Origin of the sequence: Methanocaldococcus vulcanius M7 (assembly GCF_000024625.1) — an archaeon.
Classification (GTDB): Archaea; AGJL01; Methanococci; order Methanococcales; family Methanocaldococcaceae; genus Methanocaldococcus; species Methanocaldococcus vulcanius.
This window is the reverse complement of record NC_013407.1, coordinates 749473-771189: the sequence shown is the minus strand read 5'-3', so window position 1 is coordinate 771189 and position 21717 is coordinate 749473. Positions and strand designations below refer to the sequence as shown.

Sequence of the window (21717 nt, the reverse complement as noted above, 5' to 3'; positions counted from 1 at the left end):
CGTTATTAACTTTTTGGATTATCCCCTTAAACTACCTTTAAATCTTCCTTAGACCTTAAATATCTTTCAAAATTATTGTTGTGATTGAGAATGATAACATCTACAACAGATACATTAGATGGATTTAAAATAGTCGAGTATTTAGGGGTTATTATTGGCTATGGAGACGATCCAGAGGATGCATTAGAAGATTTAATTGATATTGCCAAAAATATGGGTGCAAACGCTGTTATTGGAATAAGAATATCGAATGAATTAACTGCTGAGATCTCAAATGAAAATTATTCCGTTCCGGAGTTGACATATTATGCATATGGAACGGCAGTTATCGTTAAAAGGTATTAATAAAAGCCAAATATAGAATAAAAAATCTTATCATAAAAAATATTAAAAAAATAATGGTGATGGCATGAAAGAGTTGATATTGACTCTCCAAAAAGATATAATCGTTCCTGTGGAGATGGACAAAGTTATACCAAATGTTATAGAAAATTTAAGTTTGGAGGAAATAAAAAACTTAGAGTTAGTTCAAGGAAGAAAGAGAGTTAAAGTTGGAGATCTTTTTGATGTGGAGTTGAATGAGATAGAGGGAGAGCCAAGAGTTGTGATTAAAAACTCCAACAATAAATTAAAGTATGTAGGTTCAAAGATGACAAAAGGGGAAGTTATAGTTGAAGGAGATGTAGGAATGTATGTTGGAGCTGAGATGAAGGGAGGTAAAATAATCGTCAATGGAAATGCAGATAGTTGGGCCGGGCAAAATATGAAAGGGGGAGAACTCTTAATAAAAGGAAGTGCCAGAGATTATGTCGGATCTGCATACAGAGGGGACTGGAGGGGAATGAGTGGTGGAAAGATCATAGTTGAAGGAAATGCTGGAAACGAGATTGGAGAGTTTATGAGAAAAGGACTCATTCATATAAAGGGGAATGTTGGAATAATGGCTGGAATTCACCAAAATGGTGGAATAATTATTATTGATGGAGACGTTGACGTGAGAGTTGGAGGAGAAATGAAGGCAGGAGCAATCGTTGTTTATGGAAAAGTTGATGAGGTCTTACCATCATTTAAATATGAGGGAATAGTTGAAAATCCAGTTATAAAGTTAAGTAAAAAAGATGAAGGAACCCCAATTGAGGGAACGTTCTATAAATTTATTGGAGATTACGTCCATAACAAGCCAAAAGGGCAACTCTACATCTCTGTAGAAAACAATCCTCACTTGATCTAATTGATAATACCATTAATTAACAAACAATAAAATTTTATTTTAATAAATTTCATTTTTTAAGTTTTGTTAAATTTTTTGTCTTTTTTTAGTTTATTTAGCATATTTAATTTTAAATTTAAAATCCGTTAGAAAATTTATAAAAAAGAATTAAGAAAATCAAAAAGAAAGCTTAAATTAAAAAATATATAATTGAGACCTTTTCATTATCGTCCCCAGAAGATATTATTTGTTAATTTTTGCATTAACTCCATATATGTTAACAACGCCTCTTTTTCATCAGGTCTCAACTTATCCATGTATTTGTGATAGAGTTCTCTAACATGACTCTCTGGAACTGCCACATACATATAGTCACCTTCATCAACATGCCTCTTTAACACAACCTTTCCATCTATGGAGATAGAAACTGCCTTTCCTGCTTTTGCTTCCTTTACATTCTCTCCTTTATCTTTTATTTCTTTAACATACCCGAGCAGCATTCCATCCTCCCTCATTAGGGGGTAGCCAACTTTTAAAGTCCCATATTGAACTTCAACTCCGCAGATTGCAGGATCTTTCTGCCTAAATATACATTCTGGAAGGATTTTCACAATCGCTGGTTTAATTAATTTTTCAAATTCCTCATATTTCATCTTCTCCTCTTCTTTCTTAATCCACTCTGTAAAGTCCTCAACTAACTTATATAGTATATTGTTTGAAAATACCTTTATTCCATATTTTTCTATCTCTTTCTGTGCCTCTGGCAGTATTTTCACGTTGAATGCAACTATTGCACCATTTAAAGGATTTGTTTGCTTGTATGATGCAACCTCAATCACGTCTTTTTTAGTTATATCCCCAACCTCTGCTTTCTTAATTTTAACCCCTGCCTTTCTTAACTCATTAGCCAACGCTTCCAAAGATCCGAGAGTATCTGCCTTTATTAGGATTCCTTCATCATCAACCTCTATCTTTGCCTCTTCAACTTCTTTTACAACCTCTTCTTTTGCTTCCTCTATCTTTTCTTTTGGCACGATCCTTATTGGACAGCCCGCAATAACTTTATCTAAGTCAGGAGCGGCTATCTTAACTCCAGCAGCTGCGACAATTTCATTCACTGGTTTAAATTTATCTCTTGGATCTCTCATTTCGTCTAACGGTTTTGGTTTTAGCAGTGCTTTTACCTTTGTGATAAGAACATCGTTTGGTAATCCTACAACTAAATAGTCCCCTCTTCTTGCAATACCGTCATATATTATCGCATCAATTGTCGTTCCAAGACCTTTTTCTTCTTTAACTTCTAATATCGTTCCTTTTGCATAACCATCAACATTAAGTTTTAACCTCTCCTCTAAAAATTTCTGAGCCAAACCCGCAACCATCATAAGTAAATCAGGAATACCCTCTCCAGTAATTGCCGAAACAGGAATTATACAAACGGTTTTTGTTACGTCTTGAACTCTTGAATAGAGATCCGCTTCAAATCCAAGCTCATTTAATGGTTTTATTATATTTTCATACAATCTTATTTCAAATTCTGTTAATGCATTTGGATGCTGGCTTTTTTCATTAAAGTTTAGGATAAATGGAACATTTTTAGAGTTCCATCCAGGAATTAAGTCGATTTTATTTGCTGCAACGACAAACGGTGTTTTACATTGTTTTAATATATTAACTGCCTCAACTGTTTGCGGTTTAAAGCCCTCGTTAATATCTACAACCAATATCGCAATATCTGCCAGAGATCCTCCTCTTTTTCTTAATGAGGTGAATGCTTCATGCCCGGGAGTATCTATAACCAAAAGTCCTGGGATTTTTAAATCTGCCTTTAACGTTTTTAGCAGATCTCCACAAAGTTGGTTTATAACTTCTATTGGAATCTCACTCGCTCCAATATGTTGGGTTATCCCTCCTGCTTCTCTTTTTGCAACTCTTGTCTGTCTTATCTTGTCGAGCAGTGTGGTGTTATGGACTAAAATGCCATTTGCGATAAAATTATGAGTAGTTGTAGTTAGATCGTATACATAACCGTCATAGTTTATCTTTTCAATATTCTTAATCTCCACAAATTTCAGATTTTTAAGATCTGGAATTTCATCCTCGTCTATTCCAAGTAATAACTTCCCAACTATTAAATCTTTATTCTCTTCTATTTTTATTTCTTTATTATTAACATCGGGTATTGCAACTTTTAATCCGATTCTTAATTCCTCAGCAGGCAACCATCCTAAGTTTGTCAGGAAAGGATGTTCAGGAGTTGTTGTTATCTCAAGATTGTTATTTAATAACACTTTTATCATTTTTCCGCAATGTTTCAATCTCCACACATGGGTTGCGGTTATTTGAGATAATCCCTCTTTTCCTACTCCAAAAACTTTAATATTTAGTTCTTTTACCTCAGTATTCTCATCTTTTTTAACTATTGTTGTTCCTTTATCAAAGAGATCTTTTATTGCTATTTTTCCAAATTCAGTTAACACACTTTCACTTGGTATTAAACACTTTCCATGATCTACATGTCCCAGCACACAAACAATTGGACATCTAAGATTTTGAGATTTTTCATCTTTTTTTGTTTTATTTTTCTTTTTAGCCATAGTATCCCTCTATATCTTTCCATAGCTTATTAATAACTTAATCAAATGTTTATTACAATTTTTAAAGGTCCATGTCCTTTTTTATTTGTTTTTTTGTTTTTTATGTTTTATTTGGTTTTTAACTGATTTTAATTATCATAACTACTAAAAATACTGAAGTAATTTGTTTATTACTCATATTCTTTTTAAATTTAATTTCTTAATAGGGAGAAGAACAATCGTTTAAAGAAGATCTATTAGAAAGTTGTTTAATAATACAATTAATATATCAAACTGTCTTGTGAGTTTCTTATTTGATGCTTAACTTATATATACTTTATTTAATACAAACTAAATGAAAATACTTAACTTTCAGATCCGATAAAAGAATAATTTTTTAAGGGATATTATGGATTTAAATGGAAAAAAATGCGAGATTTGTGGAAAAGATGCTAAAATTTTCTTATTCGGAAAATTTCTATGTGATGATGAGGATTGTTTTAAAAAAGCAAAAAGTTTAAGCATGGCTCGTCATAAATCAAGGATCGTAAGTGTTGGTTCTAAAAATCCAGTTAAGTTGGAAGCAGTTCGAGAGGGATTCGAAAGAGTGTTAGGGACTGTTGAAGTTGTAGGTGTGGATGTTGAGAGTGGTGTCTCATCTCATCCCATCGGCTTGGAGGAGACGTATTTGGGAGCATACAATAGAGCCAAAAATGCTTTTGAAACTATTCAATGCACATATTCTGTTGGTATAGAGGCAGGAATGGTAAAGATAGGTAATCATTGGGTTGATGTTCACGTTTGTGTAGTTTATGATGGAGTTAGAGATACAGTTGGGATCTCCCAAGGTTTTGAATATCCAAAGATCGTATATGAAAATGTGCTAAAAGGAGTAGAAGGAGGAATAATTGCTGAGAAAATATCTAAAATCAAAGATATTGGAAAAAATATTGGGTTAATTGGATATTTAACAGATGCAAACATAACAAGAAAAGATCTTTGTAGGGAAAGTGTAATTATGGCTTTAATTCCCAGGATGGGGAAAAATCTACCATTATATTAAGATTAAATAAAATAATGAATTAAAAATTAAAAATTAAAAACAAAATGGAACCTTTGAATTAAAGATAAAAATAAAAATAAGATAAAAATACTAAATTACAAGATTATAATATAAAACTACCTACTATAAAACCATTAAAATTAATTGGTAAATAGTTAAATTAGTAGTTAAAATTTAGATAATCAATAAACTCATTCTTTTTGGGGTGGAATTATCGAACTAAATCTTAATAAAATTAAAAAAAGAGATATAGTTGAGTGGACAATCTTCTTAGTGGTTTTGTTTTTAATATGGAGCCACGTTAATGTTGTAGTGTCCAACAGTATGTATCCTCTAATGGAAAGAGGAGATCTTGTTGTAGTTGAGAATGCAGGTTTTGAGTTTAACCCAAATGACGTTAAAGTTGGAGACATTGTTGTGTATAAAGCTCACTGGCCAAGTTATCAATATCTTTTAAATGATATATACTATCGATTCAATTTAAACCCTTACAAAACACTATGTATATTTAATGAAGGCAGTGTTAAAGACATCTCAGTAAAGTTTTTAGGAGATCTAAAAGCAAAAACAGGAACATACAAACTTTTAGAAATATTCGCACCCAAAAGTCCAACAACTCCTGTAATTCACAGAGTTATTGATGAAGTAAATTATAATAACGAAAAATACTTTATAATAAAAGGAGATAATAACCCAATACATGATCCAGAACTTGTTTCTGTAAATCAGATAAAACAGAGAGTTGTGGTGATCGATGGCCATCCATTAGTTATTCCATATATTGGCTATATATCCCTATGGTTAAAAGAATATTGGTATTTAGTGATATTACTATTCGTAATATACTACCTCTACTATTATTTAAAAGGAGGGAGAGAATGAGAAAATTATTTTTTATGATATTCGGGATTATATTACTTGTAGTTTCAGCTACAATGTGTTTAAATACAAATCCAAAAGATATAAACCTAAAAAAAAGTATATTAATCGAAGTTAATAATACTCCAATTGAGGTTCCCTTAAGAGCTACTCTTGGAGAAGCTGAGAATGTAAAACTAATAAATACAACGGATCAGGAGATATACAACTATTATCACTCTAAAATTTTGATTTATATTTGTGGAAACATGAGTTTAAAACCAGAAGAGGGAGGTATATCTATAATCGATTTTATAACTAAATTAGAATGGTTTAATCAGTTTTATCCTCACAATATTGTTGTAGAGTTAAACAGATCAGGAGATAATATTACTGTTAAAAGTATCTTCTCTAACGGAAAAAAGGCAATAACTGTGTTAAAACTAAATGAAAGTGAGTATTTAAAACACAATAACAAAACCATGATCATTGAGTTTATAAAAACCAATACTCCAGCAATGATTAAGAAAGTAAACAACACATTCATAATTGAAGGAAATTCATTAAAAGAACTCGATAAGGCCGAGACAAGATTTGTTATTGCAATGCTTAAAGGACAGTTCTTTAATAATAACTCTCAATCAGATACAACCTTATCCACACCTTTTCACTAAGCCAGATAATGATTAATTTTTTTAGTTTTTTTATTCTTTTGATAGAAATTAATATCCAAGATCTGATTTTAATAAGTATAAAATTTAATATTTAAAAATTATAACTTTTTTCCTGATTCTATCACAAAACGTAGGTTATTTTACCTCTGAAACAGAAGTTGAGTTTATACCAGTAAAATTCTTTCCATCACAACCTGTGCTGATTTTAATTTATTCGAACCCCAACCAAATGGATCGTTTATTTTAAGTTTCCATCACGATCCGTGCTGATTTTAATGCTGTTGTCTCCAACGACTTTGACGGGGAACCCTTGTTTCCATCACGATCCGTGCTGATTTTAATCTTCCTTTTTAAATCACTTATTTTAATCTGTTCTATGTGTTTCCATCACGATCCGTGCTGATTTTAATCTTCCTTTTTAAATCACTTATTTTAATCTGTTCTATGTGTTTCCATCACGATCCGTGCTGATTTTAATCTTCCTTTTTAAATCACTTATTTTAATCTGTTCTATGTGTTTCCATCACGATCCGTGCTGATTTTAATCTTCCTTTTTAAATCACTTATTTTAATCTGTTCTATGTGTTTCCATCACGATCCGTGCTGATTTTAATTTTTAATTTTTTTTTAGTTAAAATCAGCCCTCGTAGGGAGTTTCCATCACGATCCGTGCTGATTTTAATCATTGTGATGGGGCACGAGCCCCGATTGAACGAAGTATATGTAAGTTTCCATCACGATCCGTGCTGATTTTAATAGGAAGTGCAGGGGCAGGAAAAACATACACTTGTGTAAAATGTGGTTTCCATCACGATCCGTGCTGATTTTAATTAATGATCTATCTGCTTTACTAAATTCTACTCCTGTGATGTATGTTTCCATCACGATCCGTGCTGATTTTAATTTTTATCAAACATTGAATATGTATTATGTGATAGAACCGTAGTTTCCATCACGATCCGTGCTGATTTTAATAGCCAGTAAAGTGCAGTTCAGAGATATAATGAACTTGTTTCCATCACGATCCGTGCTGATTTTAATAATGGAGTTGGTTATAAAACAAGCCAAAAAAGTTTGTTTCCATCACGATCCGTGCTGATTTTAATGGATATTAGCTACTGTATCTAAATATGTTAAAAAGTTTCCATCACGATCCGTGCTGATTTTAATTGATATTGATAAGTTGAATAAAACAGTTAGACAATATATGTTTCCATCACGATCCGTGCTGATTTTAATTCAGCATTTGTTTCTATTTCATCTTTTCCAATACAATATGTGTTTCCATCACGATCCGTGCTGATTTTAATAAGGTAATTTTTCTTATTTCATTATAATATTTTTACTGATATTTATATTTTTCTACACTATAAAATTTCTACCCATAGATAACCCCTTTTCTTTATAAACCTTTTAACAAAACAATTCAAACTTTTATTTAAAAAATAACAATAAATAGAAAACAAAAACATAAAATATAATTAATCAACCATGGATCTCTAAAAACAACTATAAATAACTAAAAACTCTAAAAAAACTCCATAAATAAAAGCATCCAAATATACAAAATAATAAAACAAACCAACCCTCAGAAACCAACAAAAACCAACTAAAAAACAAAAATCTAAATTAAAAACCTAAAAATCAAAAAAATAAAAACAAACAACAAGATAAATAAAATAATTAATGTTTTTAAATTAATATGGTTTTTATTTATGGAAGGGGTAAAATTTAAAAATTATTCTATAAAAATAAGTAGGGTTTAGAAAGTGTGTGGTGAGAGTGATGATTCTTAGTGATAAAGATATATTGGAATATATAGAATTAGGAAAACTTGTTATAGAACCTTTTAATGAAAAATTTGTTGGGCCGTGTAGTTATGATGTTACGTTGGGAGGAGAATTTATTATTTATAGGGATGAGGTTTACGATTTATCAAAGGAACTAAATTATGAAGAAATAAAAATAAAACATTCTATTTTGGTCTGTCCTCTAAATTTTCAGTTATGCGATGATAAGATCGATTATTTTAAAGAGAGATATGGTGTTGATCATGTAGTAAAAGGAGGAATTTTAGGAACTACAAATGAATATATAGAACTACCAAATGATATTTCTGCACAGTATCAGGGAAGGAGTAGTTTAGGAAGAGTTTTTTTAACATCCCATCAAACCGCTGGATGGATCGATGCAGGATTTAAAGGGAAAATAACATTAGAAATTGCTGCATTTGACAAACCAGTTATTTTATATAAAGATCAGCGAATTGGGCAGTTAATTTTTAGTAAGTTATTGTCTCCTGCAAATGTTGGTTATTCTGAAAGAAAGTCCTCAAAATATAAGTATCAAAAAACAGTTGTTCCATCTTTGATCCATAACGATTTTAAAGATTAAAATTAGAAGTTAAATATAAAAATATATATTCCTACATTCAAATCTTTTGGATAATCTTTTCCACTAATTTTTCAGCAATATTTGTCTCACAGACCTTAGATAGACCAATCCACGAAGGTGTAGAGTTCACTTCAAGAACCTTCAAACCGTCCTCTGATTCAATTATATCAACACCCGCATAGAACAATCCAAGAGCATTTTTCGCTTTTAAAGCAATCTTTTCAATTTCCTCGGTTATTTCACAGACCTCAATCTTTCCTCCCTGAGAAACATTATTTTTCCAATTTTCTCCTCCTATTCGATACATCGCCCCTACAACTTCATCATCTACAACAAAAGCTCTAATATCTCTATGATCTTTTCCAATCGGTTCTATAAACTCTTGTATGTAAAAAACCCCGTATTTTTCCTTAAACTCAGTTAAGGTCTTTAATTTAACAGCTATTGACATTTCTTTTTTTAATCTTACAATACCCTCCCCCCTGCATCCAAATATTGGCTTTAAAACCGCATCTTCGAATTTATCTACCCACATAACTGCTTCGTTTATATTTTCAGTGGCTATTGTTCTTGGTTGAGGAATATTATGCAGTTCAAGAAGCATAGATGTTAAAAATTTATTTGAAGCCCTATTTAATCCCTCAGGAGGATTTATCACTGGAACAAATTTATTTAAGTATTCTAAAACATCAAATCTGAAGAAACTTTCCCATCCAAGGTTTCTTACAAAATAGCAGTTTAACTCATCTAAGAATGATTTATAGTATTTTAATTTAAAATCCACACCAAAACCTGCCACTATACTTGAAGGACTTATAATTTTATAGTCGATCTTTAAATTTTCACAGCATCTTATTAGATCGTTAACCACTTCATCCCTCTCTGTTGTTATTATTCCAAACTTCATTACTACCCCCTTTACACCAGTACGTTTAAATATACAATGTTAAATATACGTAGTTCATGAAATATTTGTGTAATATATTAATAAGATTATTTAGGGTATATTATTAATATGATTTATGGATATTATATAAAAAAGAATAAGAATAATAAAAAATGAAATTTAATTATTAAAAAAAGTTCCATAGGTCTTATATATCTCTCCCAATATATCATATTATTGTAAAAACTTAACTTAATTTACAAAAAATATAATTAACACCTTATAACCTCATAAACTATAAAAATTTAATTAATTAGCGGAAAGAACGAATCTATTAATGGTTTTATCTCAACATCTAATAAATAGTTGGACAATGAAAATAATTAAAAAATTAAAATTAAAAATAATACATTTAAACATTTCGGAGTTGCAAAAATTACAACATACATGGTGATGAAATGGAGAAAAAAACATTATCTCTTTGCCCCACATGTTTAAAAAGAATACCCGCAACAATAGTGGAGGAAGATGGCAAGATAATAATTAAAAAAACATGTCCTGAGCATGGGGAGTTTAAAGATATATACTGGGGAGATGCAAACCTATACAAAAAATTTGAAAAATACGAATTTGTGGGAAAAATCTCAATAACCAACACAAAAATAAAAAATGGATGTCCTCTCGATTGTGGTCTTTGCCCTAATCACAAATCAACAACCATACTCGCAAATATAGATATAACAAACAGATGTAATCTAAACTGCCCCATATGCTTTGCAAATGCCAATAAATCAGGAAAAGTTTATGAGCCATCTTTTGAAGAAATAAAAAGAATGATGGAAAATTTAAGAAGGGAAATTCCACCAACTCCTGCGATACAGTTTGCAGGAGGAGAACCAACGGTTAGAGGAGATCTTCCTGAATTAATAAAATTAGCAAATGAAATGGGATTTTTACATATCCAGTTAGCAACTAACGGTATAAAATTAAAAAATATAAATTATCTCAAAAAACTAAAAGAAGCGGGGTTATCTACAATATATTTACAGTTTGATGGATTGTCAGAGAGACCGTATTTAATTGCGAGGGGGAAAAATCTACTTCCAATAAAACAAAAAGTTATTGAAAATTGTAAGAAAGTAGGGTTTGATAGTGTTGTTTTGGTTCCTACTCTTGTTAGAGGAGTTAATGATGGAGAGGTTGGAGACATTATAAGATACGCTGCTGAGAATGTAAATGTTATTAGAGGAATAAACTTCCAACCTGTTTCTTTTACTGGAAGAGTCGATGAAAAAACGCTTTTAGAAGGTAGAATAACAATTCCTGACTTTATAAAGTTAGTTGAAGAGCAGACAGGTGGGGATATTTCAGAAGAAGATTTTTATCCAGTTCCTTCCGTTGCTCCGATCTCTGTTCTTGTAGAAAAATTAACTGGAGAGAAAAAACCAACGTTAAGTGCTCATCAACACTGCGGAACATCAACTTATGTTTTTGTTGATGAAGATGGAAAATTAATTCCATTAACAAGATTTATTGATGTTGAGGGATTTTTAGAGTTGATAAAAGAAAAAATAGAGGAACTCGGAAGATCAAAAATGCATGATGTTAGAGTTTTAGGAGAAATTGCGATAAAATTACCTTCATTAATTGACTTAAATAAAGCTCCAAAGTCAGTGAATATTAAAAAAATCATTGATCTGATATTAAGTGTTTTAAAGAGCGATTACGATGCACTTGCAGAACTTCATTACCATATGTTGATGATAAGTTGCATGCACTTTATGGATCCTTACAACTTTGATGTCAGGAGAGTTCAAAGGTGTTGTATTCACTATGCAACGCCTGACAATAGGATAATTCCATTCTGCTCTTATAACACACTTCACAGGCAGGAGGTTGAAGATAAGTTTTCGATTCCTTTAGAGGAATGGAAAAAAATACACAGGATAGGAGGAGATGATGATAGAGACGATTATTAAAGAGAGAAAGGATGGGATTTTAATAGATATTGATGTCCAAGCAAATGCAAAACGAAATGAAATAGCGGGCATAAACGAATGGAGAAAACGGCTTTCAGTAAAAATAAAAGCTCCTGCAATTGAAGGAAAAGCTAACAAAGAGATAATTAAATTTTTTGGAAACCTCTTTAAAAAAGATGTAGAAATAATACTCGGAAAGACAAGTTCACAAAAAACAATTTTAATTTTAGGAGCAAAAAAAGGATATGTTGAAGAAATCTTAAAAAAAGAACTCGAAAAAACCAAATAAATCTAAATTTCAGAAAGAATATGTTTTAAATTTTCCATTACTATTTTGTTAACATTTTCATAAACACTACGTCCATGAGCATCCATAGATACGATTAGTGGACCAAAATTTTCAACTTCCAATTCCCAAACTGCCTCGGGCATTCCCAATTCCTCTAAAAAATAAACATTAACCACTTCTTTTATACAATTTGCGAGCAGAGCTGCACACCCTCCTGGAGCAGATAAATAAACAACATCAAACTCTTTAAATGTCTTTAATAACTCTGATTTCATTCCTCCCTTACCTACTATCGCGGAGATACCAGTTAATTTAATAAACTCCTCTTCAATGTTGTTCATTCTTGCAGATGTTGTTGGTCCTATTGAAACACAAGTCCATTTATCTCCACATTTTCGCATTATTGGCCCTGCGTGATATATTATTCCTTCTTTCAAATCAAATGGTAATTCCTCATTATTTTTTACCATTTCAATTATTTTTAAATGGGCTTCATCACGGGCTGTGTATATTTTTCCACTTAAATAAATTACATCTCCAACTTTTAACTTTTTTACATCACTCTTTCTCATATTTTTTATCCGATATTCCAACTCCACCACCTCAATTATTTTTATAAAATTTGCTATTTTTTGGCTATTTTTTCTTCAATCTTTTTTACAACCTTTTCTATGGCATTTTTTAAAATAGATCTTCCAAGTTCTCTATCTACTTTAACACCAGATGTCTCAACTTCCTTAGCTTCTTGATCAATAATTGGGTTATTTCTTCTCGCTTCTTTTAAACCAACCATTCCAACTTCTGGATACTTCTCAAAATTTGTATGTTCTTCTAACCTTTTAACATCTGAAATCCCTATAACTTCTCCAACCGAGACCTCTTCTGTTGATGCATGGGTAAAGGTTATATTTATCATCTCAATACTTACATCTAACTCTTTTTCCAAGTTTTTTAAATGCTCCTCTATTAAAACATTTCCTCCATGGCAGTTAACTATGATAATCTCTTCAACGCCAATTTTCTTTCCCCAATTAATCATAAATCTTAGATAATCGAGAATCTCATCAACTTTGTTGTGTATTCCATGTTTGACATATTCATATTCAGTTGAAGGAATAACCACGCCTAAAAATTTGGCTCCTGTTAAGATCGATGCATTTAATGCTATGTAAGAAGCGATTTTTATATCTGTATCTATTGGTAAAACTGCCCCATGATTCTCTAAAAAGGATCCAAGAGCAATAACACCAATTTTATGGACTTTTTTGTTTAGTATCTTCCCTGAGGATAATCTAATCTCTACCATCCTCTCTCTCATTTTTCTTTTCTTTTTTATTGAGAAGAGAGACGTAATATAAAAATGCCCCGCTGGAAATTGTATCCCCTAATCCAACGGTTGATTTTGGAGTTTCTACATATCTTGATGGAGATAAAACTACCTTATATCCATTACTATGCTCTTTTGCTATTTTTTTCAATAGATCTCCATATTTGTTATGATCAACTGTTAAACCCTCTTTAAGATCTTCAATATTTCTTATATTTCCAAGTTTTGCTCTGCTTGATGCTAAGATCGTCGCAAATTCTAAGCATTCTTCTAATTCTTCATTACTTAATGGATTATCTTCTCTACAAACAAAAAGTATGTAGTATATTGTATGTATTTGAACCACTTCCAAATTTTTAAATTTTTCAAGTAAAATTTTTGCTCCCTCTATAACATCTTCCACAAAACTGTTTTTTAATATCTTTTCGCTCATCTCCTCAAATCCTAAGATATGTAATACATTAGCTATCTCTGTCTCGTCCATTCCAACGCTATCTACACTACTTAGGATATAATCTACAACCATTTTTCTTATATTTATGTTTGGTATGGACGCAAATTCCAAGTGAACTTTTATATTTTTATTCCTTTTTATTAATAATTTAATATCATCTCTGGCTTTTTTAAAGTAATATTCTGCTGTTTTTCCATCATTGTATTTTTCTTTAATTGCCTGATACCCTGATAAAAATGCACAATCAACCATCTCTCCAATATCAGGCAGGAACTTTCTTACATCGTCTTTTATTTCTATTCTTAAATTTTCAGGTCTTGAAGCAACTATAAATCGTGTTGATTGCTTTGCCACGATTTTCTCTCCGTTTAATATAAATTTCAATCCCTTTTTAAATTCGAATATTCGGTTTATTTTTGTTGGATCGTTTTTATATGCTTCTCTAACCTTTTTTAACACTAACTTTTCATCTTCTACAACAGGATAGAGTAAATTATCATAATCAACGAACATTTCTGCCTGTTTTTTTGATAAAAGAGGGGTATACACTATTATTCTATTAATTTGAAGTGTTGCCATTAGGTTAGATACGATGCCTGCCTGCCCTCCCATTCTCTCCTCATCATACTTTATGCTATCAAACCATCTTTGAAGGTTTTCATCTTCTTTCATTGGAACCTCTGCCGGTTTTCCGGTCTTTATACTATAAACTAATCTTGCAACGAAATCAAGCGGATCTTTAATTATTCGAGGATAACTTTCCATTCTCTCTATTATTTCATTGTGATCAAACATATCTACCAATCTTTGAACATCTTCATCTTTTAAGTATTTCACAGCATCTACGTTTGTGTTATAAGCGGTAAATAACTTGGTTTCTTTTATGGTTTTTAGAAATTTCTCAATATTCATCCTATCCCCCTCTAAAACTAAATTAAATAAAAATAAAAAGAAAGAATATAATTAAAAGTTAGATAAAAATCATCAATAGATCGTTAGTTATTCATTAAGATAATTTTATAAATTAGATTTGCTTTTTACTACTTTTTATTAAATCCCAGCATATTCTTTTTTCTTCTTCAACTGCTGGTTGATTGTAGGCATTTATATTATAAAGTTCCCCCATAAATCCAACTTGCATTTCATACATATATAGAAGAGCCCCCATTGTTTTCTCATTTACCTCATCGATTGTTATTCTAACATTTGGGACTCCATTGTTGGTTAAAGATATTTCCGTAGCTTTTTGCTGGCTTTTTATTATATCTGAGTATTTACAAACAATTTCTTCATCATTTACATCTTCAAAAGCGATATTTTCGTCCAATCTATATTTTTCAGCAATCATAAATGTGATTACTTTATCTTTTTTTCCGTCGATGTATAGTTGTAATAGAGAGTGTTGATCTTTTGCCCCTATTGATAGGAGAGGCGTTATTCCATATCCGTTTTTTCCTAAACTTTCTCCAATAAGTTGTTTATACCACCCTCCAAAGTATTTCAAACTTTCCACATAACTCATAATCACAGATATATCCTTTCCTAAGTTATCGTAGAGATAGTGAATAACACCATTTAAAAGTGCAGGATTTTCGAATATATCATCATTTTGGCATGTTTTATCCATTTCTCTTGCTCCTTCCAATATTTCAGATATATTAACTCCTAATGAATAGAGTGGGGCTAATCCAACAGATGTAAAGACCGAAAATCTCCCAGGAACGTTTTCGGGGATTGAATATATCGGATAATTATTTTTTTCAGCTTCTCTTTTTAATTTTCCTCCATTTGTGATAAATACGATTTTTCCTTTAAAGTTATTTATTTTTTCAATCCTCTTTTTTATAAGGTAGTAGTTTACAAGCGTTTCGAGAGTATTTCCTGACTTGCTGATCACATATATTATTGATTCGTTTAGATCTAAATTTTTAAGTAGGGAGAGGGTTTTTTCAGGGTCGCTGTTATCTATAAAGTATGCACCATTCTCAAATGGAGATATTGCCCTGTATATTGCCACAGTTCCAAGTATAGATCCTCCCATTCCTATAACAACAACGTTTTTAAACCCTCTTAGTGATTCGTATTTTTCTATATCTTCTTCATAGATAACTTCTCTAAATCCAACGTCTCCGTTTTCCAATTTTTCCATTAGATTGGAATATGCATTCGTGAAGTTAACATTTTCTACGTCTTTTAGTTTTATCTCTCCAACCTTTAAAGCATTTTCATAGTAGTAATTTAGCATCTTTTCTCCCCTAAGTATCTTTTTATTATTTTTAGTTATTTTTCTTTTTTTGGTTTTATTTTAAATTTTTAGTAATTTTTAATTTACAAAATTTTTATCCGGTTTTAAAGGTTTTAGAGATGATAGACCGTTATTTTAAATTTCTCTTAAATTATATTTTTGATATATTTTCTTACATTTAATTCATTTATTTTATTTTTTATTGATTTCCATCCATTATTTGATATATTATTATATATTTGAAAAGTTTTTAAAATTTTTAAAAATTATTTTATTTTAAACAGTGTTGGTAAATTCCTCCTCCAAATAAACCCTTGTATCTCCTTATGGATGGAGAGTTCTGCCAACTTAAATTTCTAAATACGTGATGATAGCAATTTTTCATCATCATTGAGAGTGGAGCATTTTTATCGTATGGATATTTTGGACATTCGTATCTTAAATATTGCATAAACATACATATTTCATTTAATTTATAAAATGTCCAATTTAAAGCATGCTCTATTCCCCACATTAAACCTAATTTATCTGGAACTTTAAATAAAACCCCTGTTGCCTTGTCAAAATTTGGATGTTCACAGGGATTTGGATCCAAAGGAATAATCGTGTCTTTCAACCCTCCCGTCTCCGTGGCAATAACAGGAGTGCAGTATGCCATTGCTTCCATCTGAACCAAACCACAGGGTTCCCAGTAGGAAGGCATCATGATCCAATCACTTCCTGCAAATACCAATGATGACAATGGTAAAGAGTAGCCGATCAACGCCAATATATTATCTTCATACTCATCTGCGAGATCTTTTAGCTTATTTTCAATATCTCTGTCTCCTTTCGTTAAAAATACGAATCTTATATCATCATGTTTTTTCAATACTTCAGGAATTGTTTCAAATATCGTGTTAAATCCTTTTTGATACGTTGCTCTACCTACAAATCCAATCATGGGATTTTCTATATCTCCTCGAACATTTCCATGAACCTCCACGTTAGTTGCGGAGATCTCTTTCTCTATCTTATTCCAGTCCTCTATGTATTCAAAGATCCCTCCCTTGTAAAACCATGAATACTTTATTTTCGGTTTTATATCGTATGCATCCTCGGCAGAGTAAGGAGAAATATAAGCGTAGTTCCTTGGATCAAGTTTGTTGTTGGATAGGGCGATCATTCTATCAATTATTTTAACTGGATCGTATTCTTCAATATCTATTCCATTTAATATACCACAAAATGGTTTATTTTCTATATATCTTTTAATATGTGGAAGATTTTTTATTTCCTCAGCATGGGTTGGACTTACAGTATTTACTGCGTCAGCATACTTCAATCCCAATTCCAAGAAGGTCATAACCTCTCCTTTGTATTCAACGACATCTCCTTTAAATGCCTCGTTATGTATTGTAAGAGTTGTAGGAATATCTAAAATATCACTACATTTTGCTATTGCCAAACCGCACATCCAATCATGCCCAGAGACAACATCGAGTTTATCAACATCATCTAAATATGCAATTACCAAATCGGCAAATATCTCATACTTTACAGGATCCCACACGTCTAAGTTGTTCACATTCTCATTGCTAAAAACGATCAATTCAATGCCTGTTGTTGGATGCTTTGTCCTTATAACATCAAAAACGATTTTCGTCCCCTTATACATTATCTTGATTGTCTTAATTTTTTCGTAGGGTAATTTAAAATACCTACCATTATGGTTTAAAGTTAAAACAAGGACTTCATTTTCTTTCTCTAAAAATTTAGGAAGATCTCTCATTACATCTCCCAATCCCCCATAAGAAACAATGGGCGTTATCGTTGGGGCGAGAACTACAATTTTCATGGCTATCACTTTGAAAACGCGAAATTATGCTTTTAATTTTTAATGTAAGATATAATAATGTATAACGTATCACAATCTTTTTATATCATCTAATTTAAAGTATCTATTAGATAGTTTTTATACCTTTCTAAGATTTACATCATATTTAAAAATCTAAATGATGGTATTATGAAAATTGCTATGATAACTTGGGAGTATCCGCCAAGAATCGTAGGAGGGCTTGCGATTCATTGCAAGGGATTAGCAGAAGGGTTAGTTAGAAATGGACATGAGGTAGATGTAATAACTGTGGGATATGACATGCCCGACTACGAAAATATTAATGGAGTCAACGTTTACAGAGTAAAGCCCATATCTCATCCTCACTTTTTAACGTGGAGTATGCTAATGGCTGAGGAAATGGAAAAAAAGCTTGGAATTTTAGGAATAGGAAAATATGATGTTGTGCACTGCCACGATTGGATGACACACTTTGTTGGGGCAAATTTAAAGCACATCTGTAAAATGCCCTACGTCCAATCCATTCACAGCACTGAAATCGGAAGATGTGGAGGAATATACTCTGACGATTCTCGAACAATATTTGGATTAGAATATCTTTCCACATATGAATCTTGTCAGGTTATAACAGTAAGTAAATCTTTAAAAGAAGAGGTCTGCTCTACCTTCAATACACCAGAAGATAAGGTTAAAGTTATTTATAATGGAATAAACCCGTGGGAATTCGATCTTAATCTAAGTTGGGAAGAAAAGATGAATTTTAGAAGAAGTATAGGAGTTCAAGATGATGAAAAGATGATTCTATTTGTTGGAAGATTAACATATCAAAAAGGAATAGAATATTTAATAAGAGCAATGCCAAAAATATTGGAGAAGCATAATGCAAAATTAGTAATCGCTGGTTCAGGAGATATGAGGGACTATTTAGAAGATATTTGTTATCAGTTGGGAATAAGGCATAAGGTTATATTTTTGGGGTTTGTAAATGGGGAAACATTAAAAAAACTTTACAACTCTGCGGATGTTGTTGTAATACCCTCTGTGTATGAGCCGTTTGGTATAGTTGCTTTGGAGGCAATGGCTGCGGGAACCCCTGTTGTAGTTAGTTCCGTTGGAGGTTTAAAGGAGATAATACAGCACGAAGTTAATGGAATATGGGTTTATCCAAAAGACCCGAATTCTATTGCGTGGGGAGTTGATAGGGTCTTGTCGGATTGGGGTTTGAGGAACTATATAGTTCAAAATGCAAAAAAGGATGTTTATGAAAAATACAGTTGGGACAATATTGCCAAAGAAACTGTGGATGTTTACAATATTGCGATAGATATGATGAAATAACACAATATAAGATGTATAAATAGATAAGGATGATTAAGTTGAGCGATCAAATTAACTGAAAAATTGTGATATTAAAGATTTGGAAGTATATAGAAAAATTGATATAATTATTAAACATTGATATAAATAATTAAGATGAATAATTAACGAGAAAAATAGACGAATCTAACAGTGATCATTAAGAATAAAAGGAGTTTTTAAAACTTTTGGTGATAATATGGAGGATCTCTGGGCAAAAATTGGAGAAACCGCAGGGAGGGTTTATCATCTGTTAGAAGATGGAGAAAAATCCCTCTCCCAAATTGAAAGAGCGTTGAGAAAAGAGGGATACAATTCTAACATCGTGAAAATGGCTATTGGATGGCTGGCTCGAGAGGATAAAATATGCGTTTTAAAAGATGAAAAGAAATGGACTATAAAATTAAAAAATTAAATCAAAATTGGAATATTAAAGTAATTATATATTAGTATTATTAGATATTAAATAAAATTATCAAAATAAATAAAATAGTTAATACCGACTATATAAGTTCAATTTATAATTTATTATTTTAATTTTATAATTAATCAATATCAAAATTTAGATCCGTTTCTTTTATTGAATCAATATTGAAATAACATGAAAAATAACATTATAGAATGAAAACCAGATATGGAGCAAATATATAAAAATTAAAATAAAGGGAAATAAATTTCTTATTATCAACAACAAAGCGTGATTTTTATGGGAGGGATCGTTGGAAATAACTGCCTATTAACGAAAATTGGAGATTATGGGGAAATTGAGTATATGTTCTATCCCCACATTGGCTATGAGACACACTTCTTTGACTCTGCATTGGCAATATACGATAATAAGGTAAAGTGGCACTGGGATGAGGACTGGAACATAACACAAAAGTATATTGGAGAAACAAATATATTTAAGACGATCTTAGAAGATGAAAAGATCATATTAACTGTAAAGGACTTTGTTCCTGTCTCCCATAACGTTTTAATAAAACGTATCTATATAAAAAACAAACTTGATGAAAAAATAAGATTCAAACTATTTTTTTATGAAAATTTAAGGATTGGAGAAAATCCTGAAGTTAATACAGTCAAATATATCGAGGATGAGGACTGTATTGTTAAGTGTAATGGAAAATACATCTTTTGCATAGGAAGTGATAAAAAAATCGACTCATTTCAGTGTGGAAACAGATATAGCAAAACCAGTGCATATATCGATATAGAAAATGGTATCTTGAAAGAACATAGAGAAAGCTCAGGTATTTTAACTGATAGTGCAATTTCTTGGAATATTGAAATAGATAAAAATAGAACATTGGCATTTAACATCTACATACTCCCCCAAAAATTTGATGGAGATCTATCAATTATAACTGAACAACTTAGAATTATAAAAAACAATAGCGAAAATATAAAAAATCTATCACTAAACTATTGGAAAAACATTATAGAAAAAATAAATAGGGTAATACATCCAGAACTAAGACAGAATTATAAAATATACTCCATAACAAAAAGAGCATTAATGGCCCTATTAATGCTTTGTGATAAGGAAGGAGGAATAATCGCAGCTCCTTCCCTGTATCCAGATTATAGATATGTTTGGGGAAGAGATGGAAGCTATATCTCAATAGCCCTTGATCTATTTGGAATACGAGGGGTCTCAGACAGATTCTTTGAATTTATGTCAAAAATACAGAATGCAGATGGTTCTTGGCTACAAAACTATTATGTAAATGGAAAACCTCGGCTAACTGCTATACAGAACGATCAGATTGGATCTCTACTTTGGGCAATGGATGTTCATTATCGGCTAACTGGAAATAGAAAATTCGTTGAAAGATATTGGGAAAATATAGAAAAAGCTGGAAATTATTTAAATAATGTTGCTTTAAACTTTACCCCATGCTTTGATCTATGGGAGGAGAAATTTGGTGTCTTTGCATATACAATCGGAGCGGTCTATGCAGGATTGAAATGTGCATACAGTATGAGCAAAGCGGTAAATAAAAGAGAAGATGTTAAACATTGGGGTAAAACCTTAGAATATCTAAAAAAAGAGGTCCCTAAGAGATTTTACTTAGAAGATGAAGAAAGGTTCGCAAAATCAATAAATCCTCTAAATAAAGAGATCGATACAAGCATTTTGGGTTTAAGTTATCCTTTCAACTTAATAGCAGTTGATGATGAAAGAATGATAAAGACAGCTGAATCCATCGAGAAGGCATTTAACTACAAAGTTGGAGGGATTGGAAGATACCCTGAAGATACATACTTTGGAGGAAATCCTTGGATAATAACTACACTATGGCTTTCTTTATATTATAGAAGATTATATAACGTTTTAAAAAGTAAAGGGGTTGATAAAGATAAAAGGAAACCATATATTGAAAAATCTAAAAAATTGTTTGATTGGGCAGTTAAATACAGCTTTGACGGTCTGTTTCCAGAACAGATTCATAAAGAATTAGGCGTGCCAATATCCGCAATTCCATTAGGATGGAGCAATGCAATGTTCCTTATTTATGTGTATGAGAATGACAATGTATTCATTCCGTAAAAATGTTTTAAAAAA

At 31.3% G+C, this 21717-nt stretch carries 18 protein-coding genes and 1 CRISPR repeat array; of the genes, 11 read left to right on the top strand and 7 right to left on the bottom strand.

The window, feature by feature from the left end:
* Window positions 1-90: 90 nt before the first annotated feature.
* Window positions 91-345 carry a heavy metal-binding domain-containing protein gene (locus METVU_RS03905; protein ID WP_015732876.1) on the top strand — a complete coding sequence of 85 codons (255 nt, stop codon included), beginning with the start codon at window positions 91-93 and terminating at the stop codon, window positions 343-345.
* 64 nt (window positions 346-409) lie between these two features.
* Window positions 410-1231 carry a tungsten-dependent formylmethanofuran dehydrogenase subunit FwdC gene (fwdC, locus tag METVU_RS03900; RefSeq protein ID WP_015732875.1) on the top strand — a complete coding sequence of 274 codons (822 nt, stop codon included), beginning with the start codon at window positions 410-412 and terminating at the stop codon, window positions 1229-1231.
* Between the two features lie 203 nt (window positions 1232-1434).
* Here the strand turns inward: fwdC and infB are convergent, their stop codons facing one another.
* Window positions 1435-3807 (bottom strand): intein-containing translation initiation factor aIF-2, encoded by a 2373-nt coding sequence (gene infB / locus METVU_RS03895; RefSeq protein WP_015732874.1) that lies wholly within the window; start codon window positions 3805-3807, stop codon window positions 1435-1437.
* A gap of 388 nt (window positions 3808-4195) precedes the next feature.
* Here infB and yjjX point away from each other — a divergent pair, with 388 nt between their 5' ends.
* From yjjX to dcd, 4 genes are all read left to right on the top strand, one after another.
* The gene (gene yjjX / locus METVU_RS03890) at window positions 4196-4849 is read left to right on the top strand and encodes an inosine/xanthosine triphosphatase (protein WP_015732873.1); all 654 of its coding nucleotides are present in this window, start codon (window positions 4196-4198) and stop codon (window positions 4847-4849) included.
* A gap of 273 nt (window positions 4850-5122) precedes the next feature.
* The gene (locus METVU_RS03885) at window positions 5123-5731 is read left to right on the top strand and encodes a S24/S26 family peptidase (RefSeq protein ID WP_015732872.1); all 609 of its coding nucleotides are present in this window, start codon (window positions 5123-5125) and stop codon (window positions 5729-5731) included.
* Window positions 5728-6381 (top strand): hypothetical protein, encoded by a 654-nt coding sequence (locus METVU_RS03880; RefSeq protein WP_015732871.1) that lies wholly within the window; start codon window positions 5728-5730, stop codon window positions 6379-6381. Before METVU_RS03885 ends, METVU_RS03880 begins: the two co-directional genes overlap by 4 nt.
* A gap of 180 nt (window positions 6382-6561) precedes the next feature.
* A CRISPR array of direct repeats spans window positions 6562-7691; the repeat unit is 30 nt; unit sequence GTTTCCATCACGATCCGTGCTGATTTTAAT.
* A gap of 475 nt (window positions 7692-8166) precedes the next feature.
* Window positions 8167-8775, top strand: coding sequence for a dCTP deaminase (gene dcd / locus METVU_RS03875; protein ID WP_015732870.1), 609 nt, complete (start codon window positions 8167-8169; stop codon window positions 8773-8775).
* A gap of 37 nt (window positions 8776-8812) precedes the next feature.
* Here dcd and mptN read toward each other — a convergent pair whose 3' ends face one another.
* The gene (mptN, locus tag METVU_RS03870; protein WP_015732869.1) at window positions 8813-9682 is read right to left on the bottom strand and encodes a tetrahydromethanopterin:alpha-L-glutamate ligase; all 870 of its coding nucleotides are present in this window, start codon (window positions 9680-9682) and stop codon (window positions 8813-8815) included.
* Window positions 9683-10119: 437 nt separating this feature from the next.
* On the opposite strand from mptN, the gene tes reads away from it, so the two are divergent.
* On the top strand, window positions 10120-11640 hold the full coding sequence (tes, locus tag METVU_RS03865; RefSeq protein WP_015732868.1) for a tetraether lipid synthase Tes: 1521 nt from the start codon (window positions 10120-10122) through the stop codon (window positions 11638-11640).
* Complete coding sequence (locus METVU_RS03860; RefSeq protein WP_015732867.1) at window positions 11621-11929, top strand: DUF167 family protein; 309 nt, start codon at window positions 11621-11623, stop codon at window positions 11927-11929. Before tes ends, METVU_RS03860 begins: the two co-directional genes overlap by 20 nt.
* Before the next feature lie 2 nt (window positions 11930-11931).
* On the opposite strand, the gene METVU_RS03855 is transcribed toward METVU_RS03860, so the two are convergent.
* The 5 genes from METVU_RS03855 to METVU_RS03835 form a co-directional block, all read right to left on the bottom strand.
* Window positions 11932-12522, bottom strand: coding sequence for a FumA C-terminus/TtdB family hydratase beta subunit (locus tag METVU_RS03855; protein ID WP_015732866.1), 591 nt, complete (start codon window positions 12520-12522; stop codon window positions 11932-11934).
* Window positions 12523-12554: 32 nt separating this feature from the next.
* The gene (gene arfB, locus METVU_RS03850) at window positions 12555-13235 is read right to left on the bottom strand and encodes a 2-amino-5-formylamino-6-ribosylaminopyrimidin-4(3H)-one 5'-monophosphate deformylase (protein WP_015732865.1); all 681 of its coding nucleotides are present in this window, start codon (window positions 13233-13235) and stop codon (window positions 12555-12557) included.
* Window positions 13222-14622 carry an ADP-specific phosphofructokinase gene (pfkC, locus tag METVU_RS03845; RefSeq protein WP_015732864.1) on the bottom strand — a complete coding sequence of 467 codons (1401 nt, stop codon included), beginning with the start codon at window positions 14620-14622 and terminating at the stop codon, window positions 13222-13224. Before pfkC ends, arfB begins: the two co-directional genes overlap by 14 nt.
* A 112-nt stretch (window positions 14623-14734) precedes the next feature.
* Window positions 14735-15994, bottom strand: coding sequence for a glucose-6-phosphate isomerase (gene pgi / locus METVU_RS03840; RefSeq protein ID WP_083771294.1), 1260 nt, complete (start codon window positions 15992-15994; stop codon window positions 14735-14737).
* Between the two features lie 232 nt (window positions 15995-16226).
* Window positions 16227-17792 carry a glycogen synthase gene (locus METVU_RS03835; protein ID WP_015732862.1) on the bottom strand — a complete coding sequence of 522 codons (1566 nt, stop codon included), beginning with the start codon at window positions 17790-17792 and terminating at the stop codon, window positions 16227-16229.
* A 168-nt stretch (window positions 17793-17960) separates the two neighbouring features.
* Here METVU_RS03835 and METVU_RS03830 point away from each other — a divergent pair, with 168 nt between their 5' ends.
* From METVU_RS03830 to METVU_RS03820, 3 genes are all read left to right on the top strand, one after another.
* Window positions 17961-19130 (top strand): glycosyltransferase family 4 protein, encoded by a 1170-nt coding sequence (locus METVU_RS03830; protein WP_015732861.1) that lies wholly within the window; start codon window positions 17961-17963, stop codon window positions 19128-19130.
* Window positions 19131-19347: 217 nt separating this feature from the next.
* A complete protein-coding gene (locus METVU_RS03825) occupies window positions 19348-19563 on the top strand; it encodes a winged helix-turn-helix domain-containing protein (protein ID WP_015732860.1) in 216 nt (71 codons plus the stop codon).
* Window positions 19564-19854: 291 nt separating this feature from the next.
* Window positions 19855-21702, top strand: a complete 1848-nt coding sequence (locus tag METVU_RS03820) for a glycoside hydrolase family 15 protein (RefSeq protein ID WP_015732859.1) — start codon at window positions 19855-19857, stop codon at window positions 21700-21702.
* Window positions 21703-21717: the final 15 nt, after the last annotated feature.

Bases quoted from the DNA above. Each gene is read 5' to 3' on its own strand.
- METVU_RS03905 (WP_015732876.1), top strand. From the start codon at position 91: ATGATAACATCTACAACAGATACATTAGATGGATTTAAAATAGTCGAG.
- fwdC (WP_015732875.1), top strand. From the start codon at position 410: ATGAAAGAGTTGATATTGACTCTCCAAAAAGATATAATCGTTCCTGTG.
- infB (WP_015732874.1), bottom strand. From the start codon at position 3,807: ATGGCTAAAAAGAAAAATAAAACAAAAAAAGATGAAAAATCTCAAAAT.
- yjjX (WP_015732873.1), top strand. From the start codon at position 4,196: ATGGATTTAAATGGAAAAAAATGCGAGATTTGTGGAAAAGATGCTAAA.
- METVU_RS03880 (WP_015732871.1), top strand. From the start codon at position 5,728: ATGAGAAAATTATTTTTTATGATATTCGGGATTATATTACTTGTAGTT.
- dcd (WP_015732870.1), top strand. From the start codon at position 8,167: ATGATTCTTAGTGATAAAGATATATTGGAATATATAGAATTAGGAAAA.
- mptN (WP_015732869.1), bottom strand. From the start codon at position 9,682: ATGAAGTTTGGAATAATAACAACAGAGAGGGATGAAGTGGTTAACGAT.
- tes (WP_015732868.1), top strand. From the start codon at position 10,120: ATGGAGAAAAAAACATTATCTCTTTGCCCCACATGTTTAAAAAGAATA.
- METVU_RS03860 (WP_015732867.1), top strand. From the start codon at position 11,621: ATGATAGAGACGATTATTAAAGAGAGAAAGGATGGGATTTTAATAGAT.
- arfB (WP_015732865.1), bottom strand. From the start codon at position 13,235: ATGGTAGAGATTAGATTATCCTCAGGGAAGATACTAAACAAAAAAGTC.
- pfkC (WP_015732864.1), bottom strand. From the start codon at position 14,622: ATGAATATTGAGAAATTTCTAAAAACCATAAAAGAAACCAAGTTATTT.
- METVU_RS03835 (WP_015732862.1), bottom strand. From the start codon at position 17,792: ATGAAAATTGTAGTTCTCGCCCCAACGATAACGCCCATTGTTTCTTAT.
- METVU_RS03830 (WP_015732861.1), top strand. From the start codon at position 17,961: ATGAAAATTGCTATGATAACTTGGGAGTATCCGCCAAGAATCGTAGGA.
- METVU_RS03825 (WP_015732860.1), top strand. From the start codon at position 19,348: ATGGAGGATCTCTGGGCAAAAATTGGAGAAACCGCAGGGAGGGTTTAT.
- METVU_RS03820 (WP_015732859.1), top strand. From the start codon at position 19,855: ATGGGAGGGATCGTTGGAAATAACTGCCTATTAACGAAAATTGGAGAT.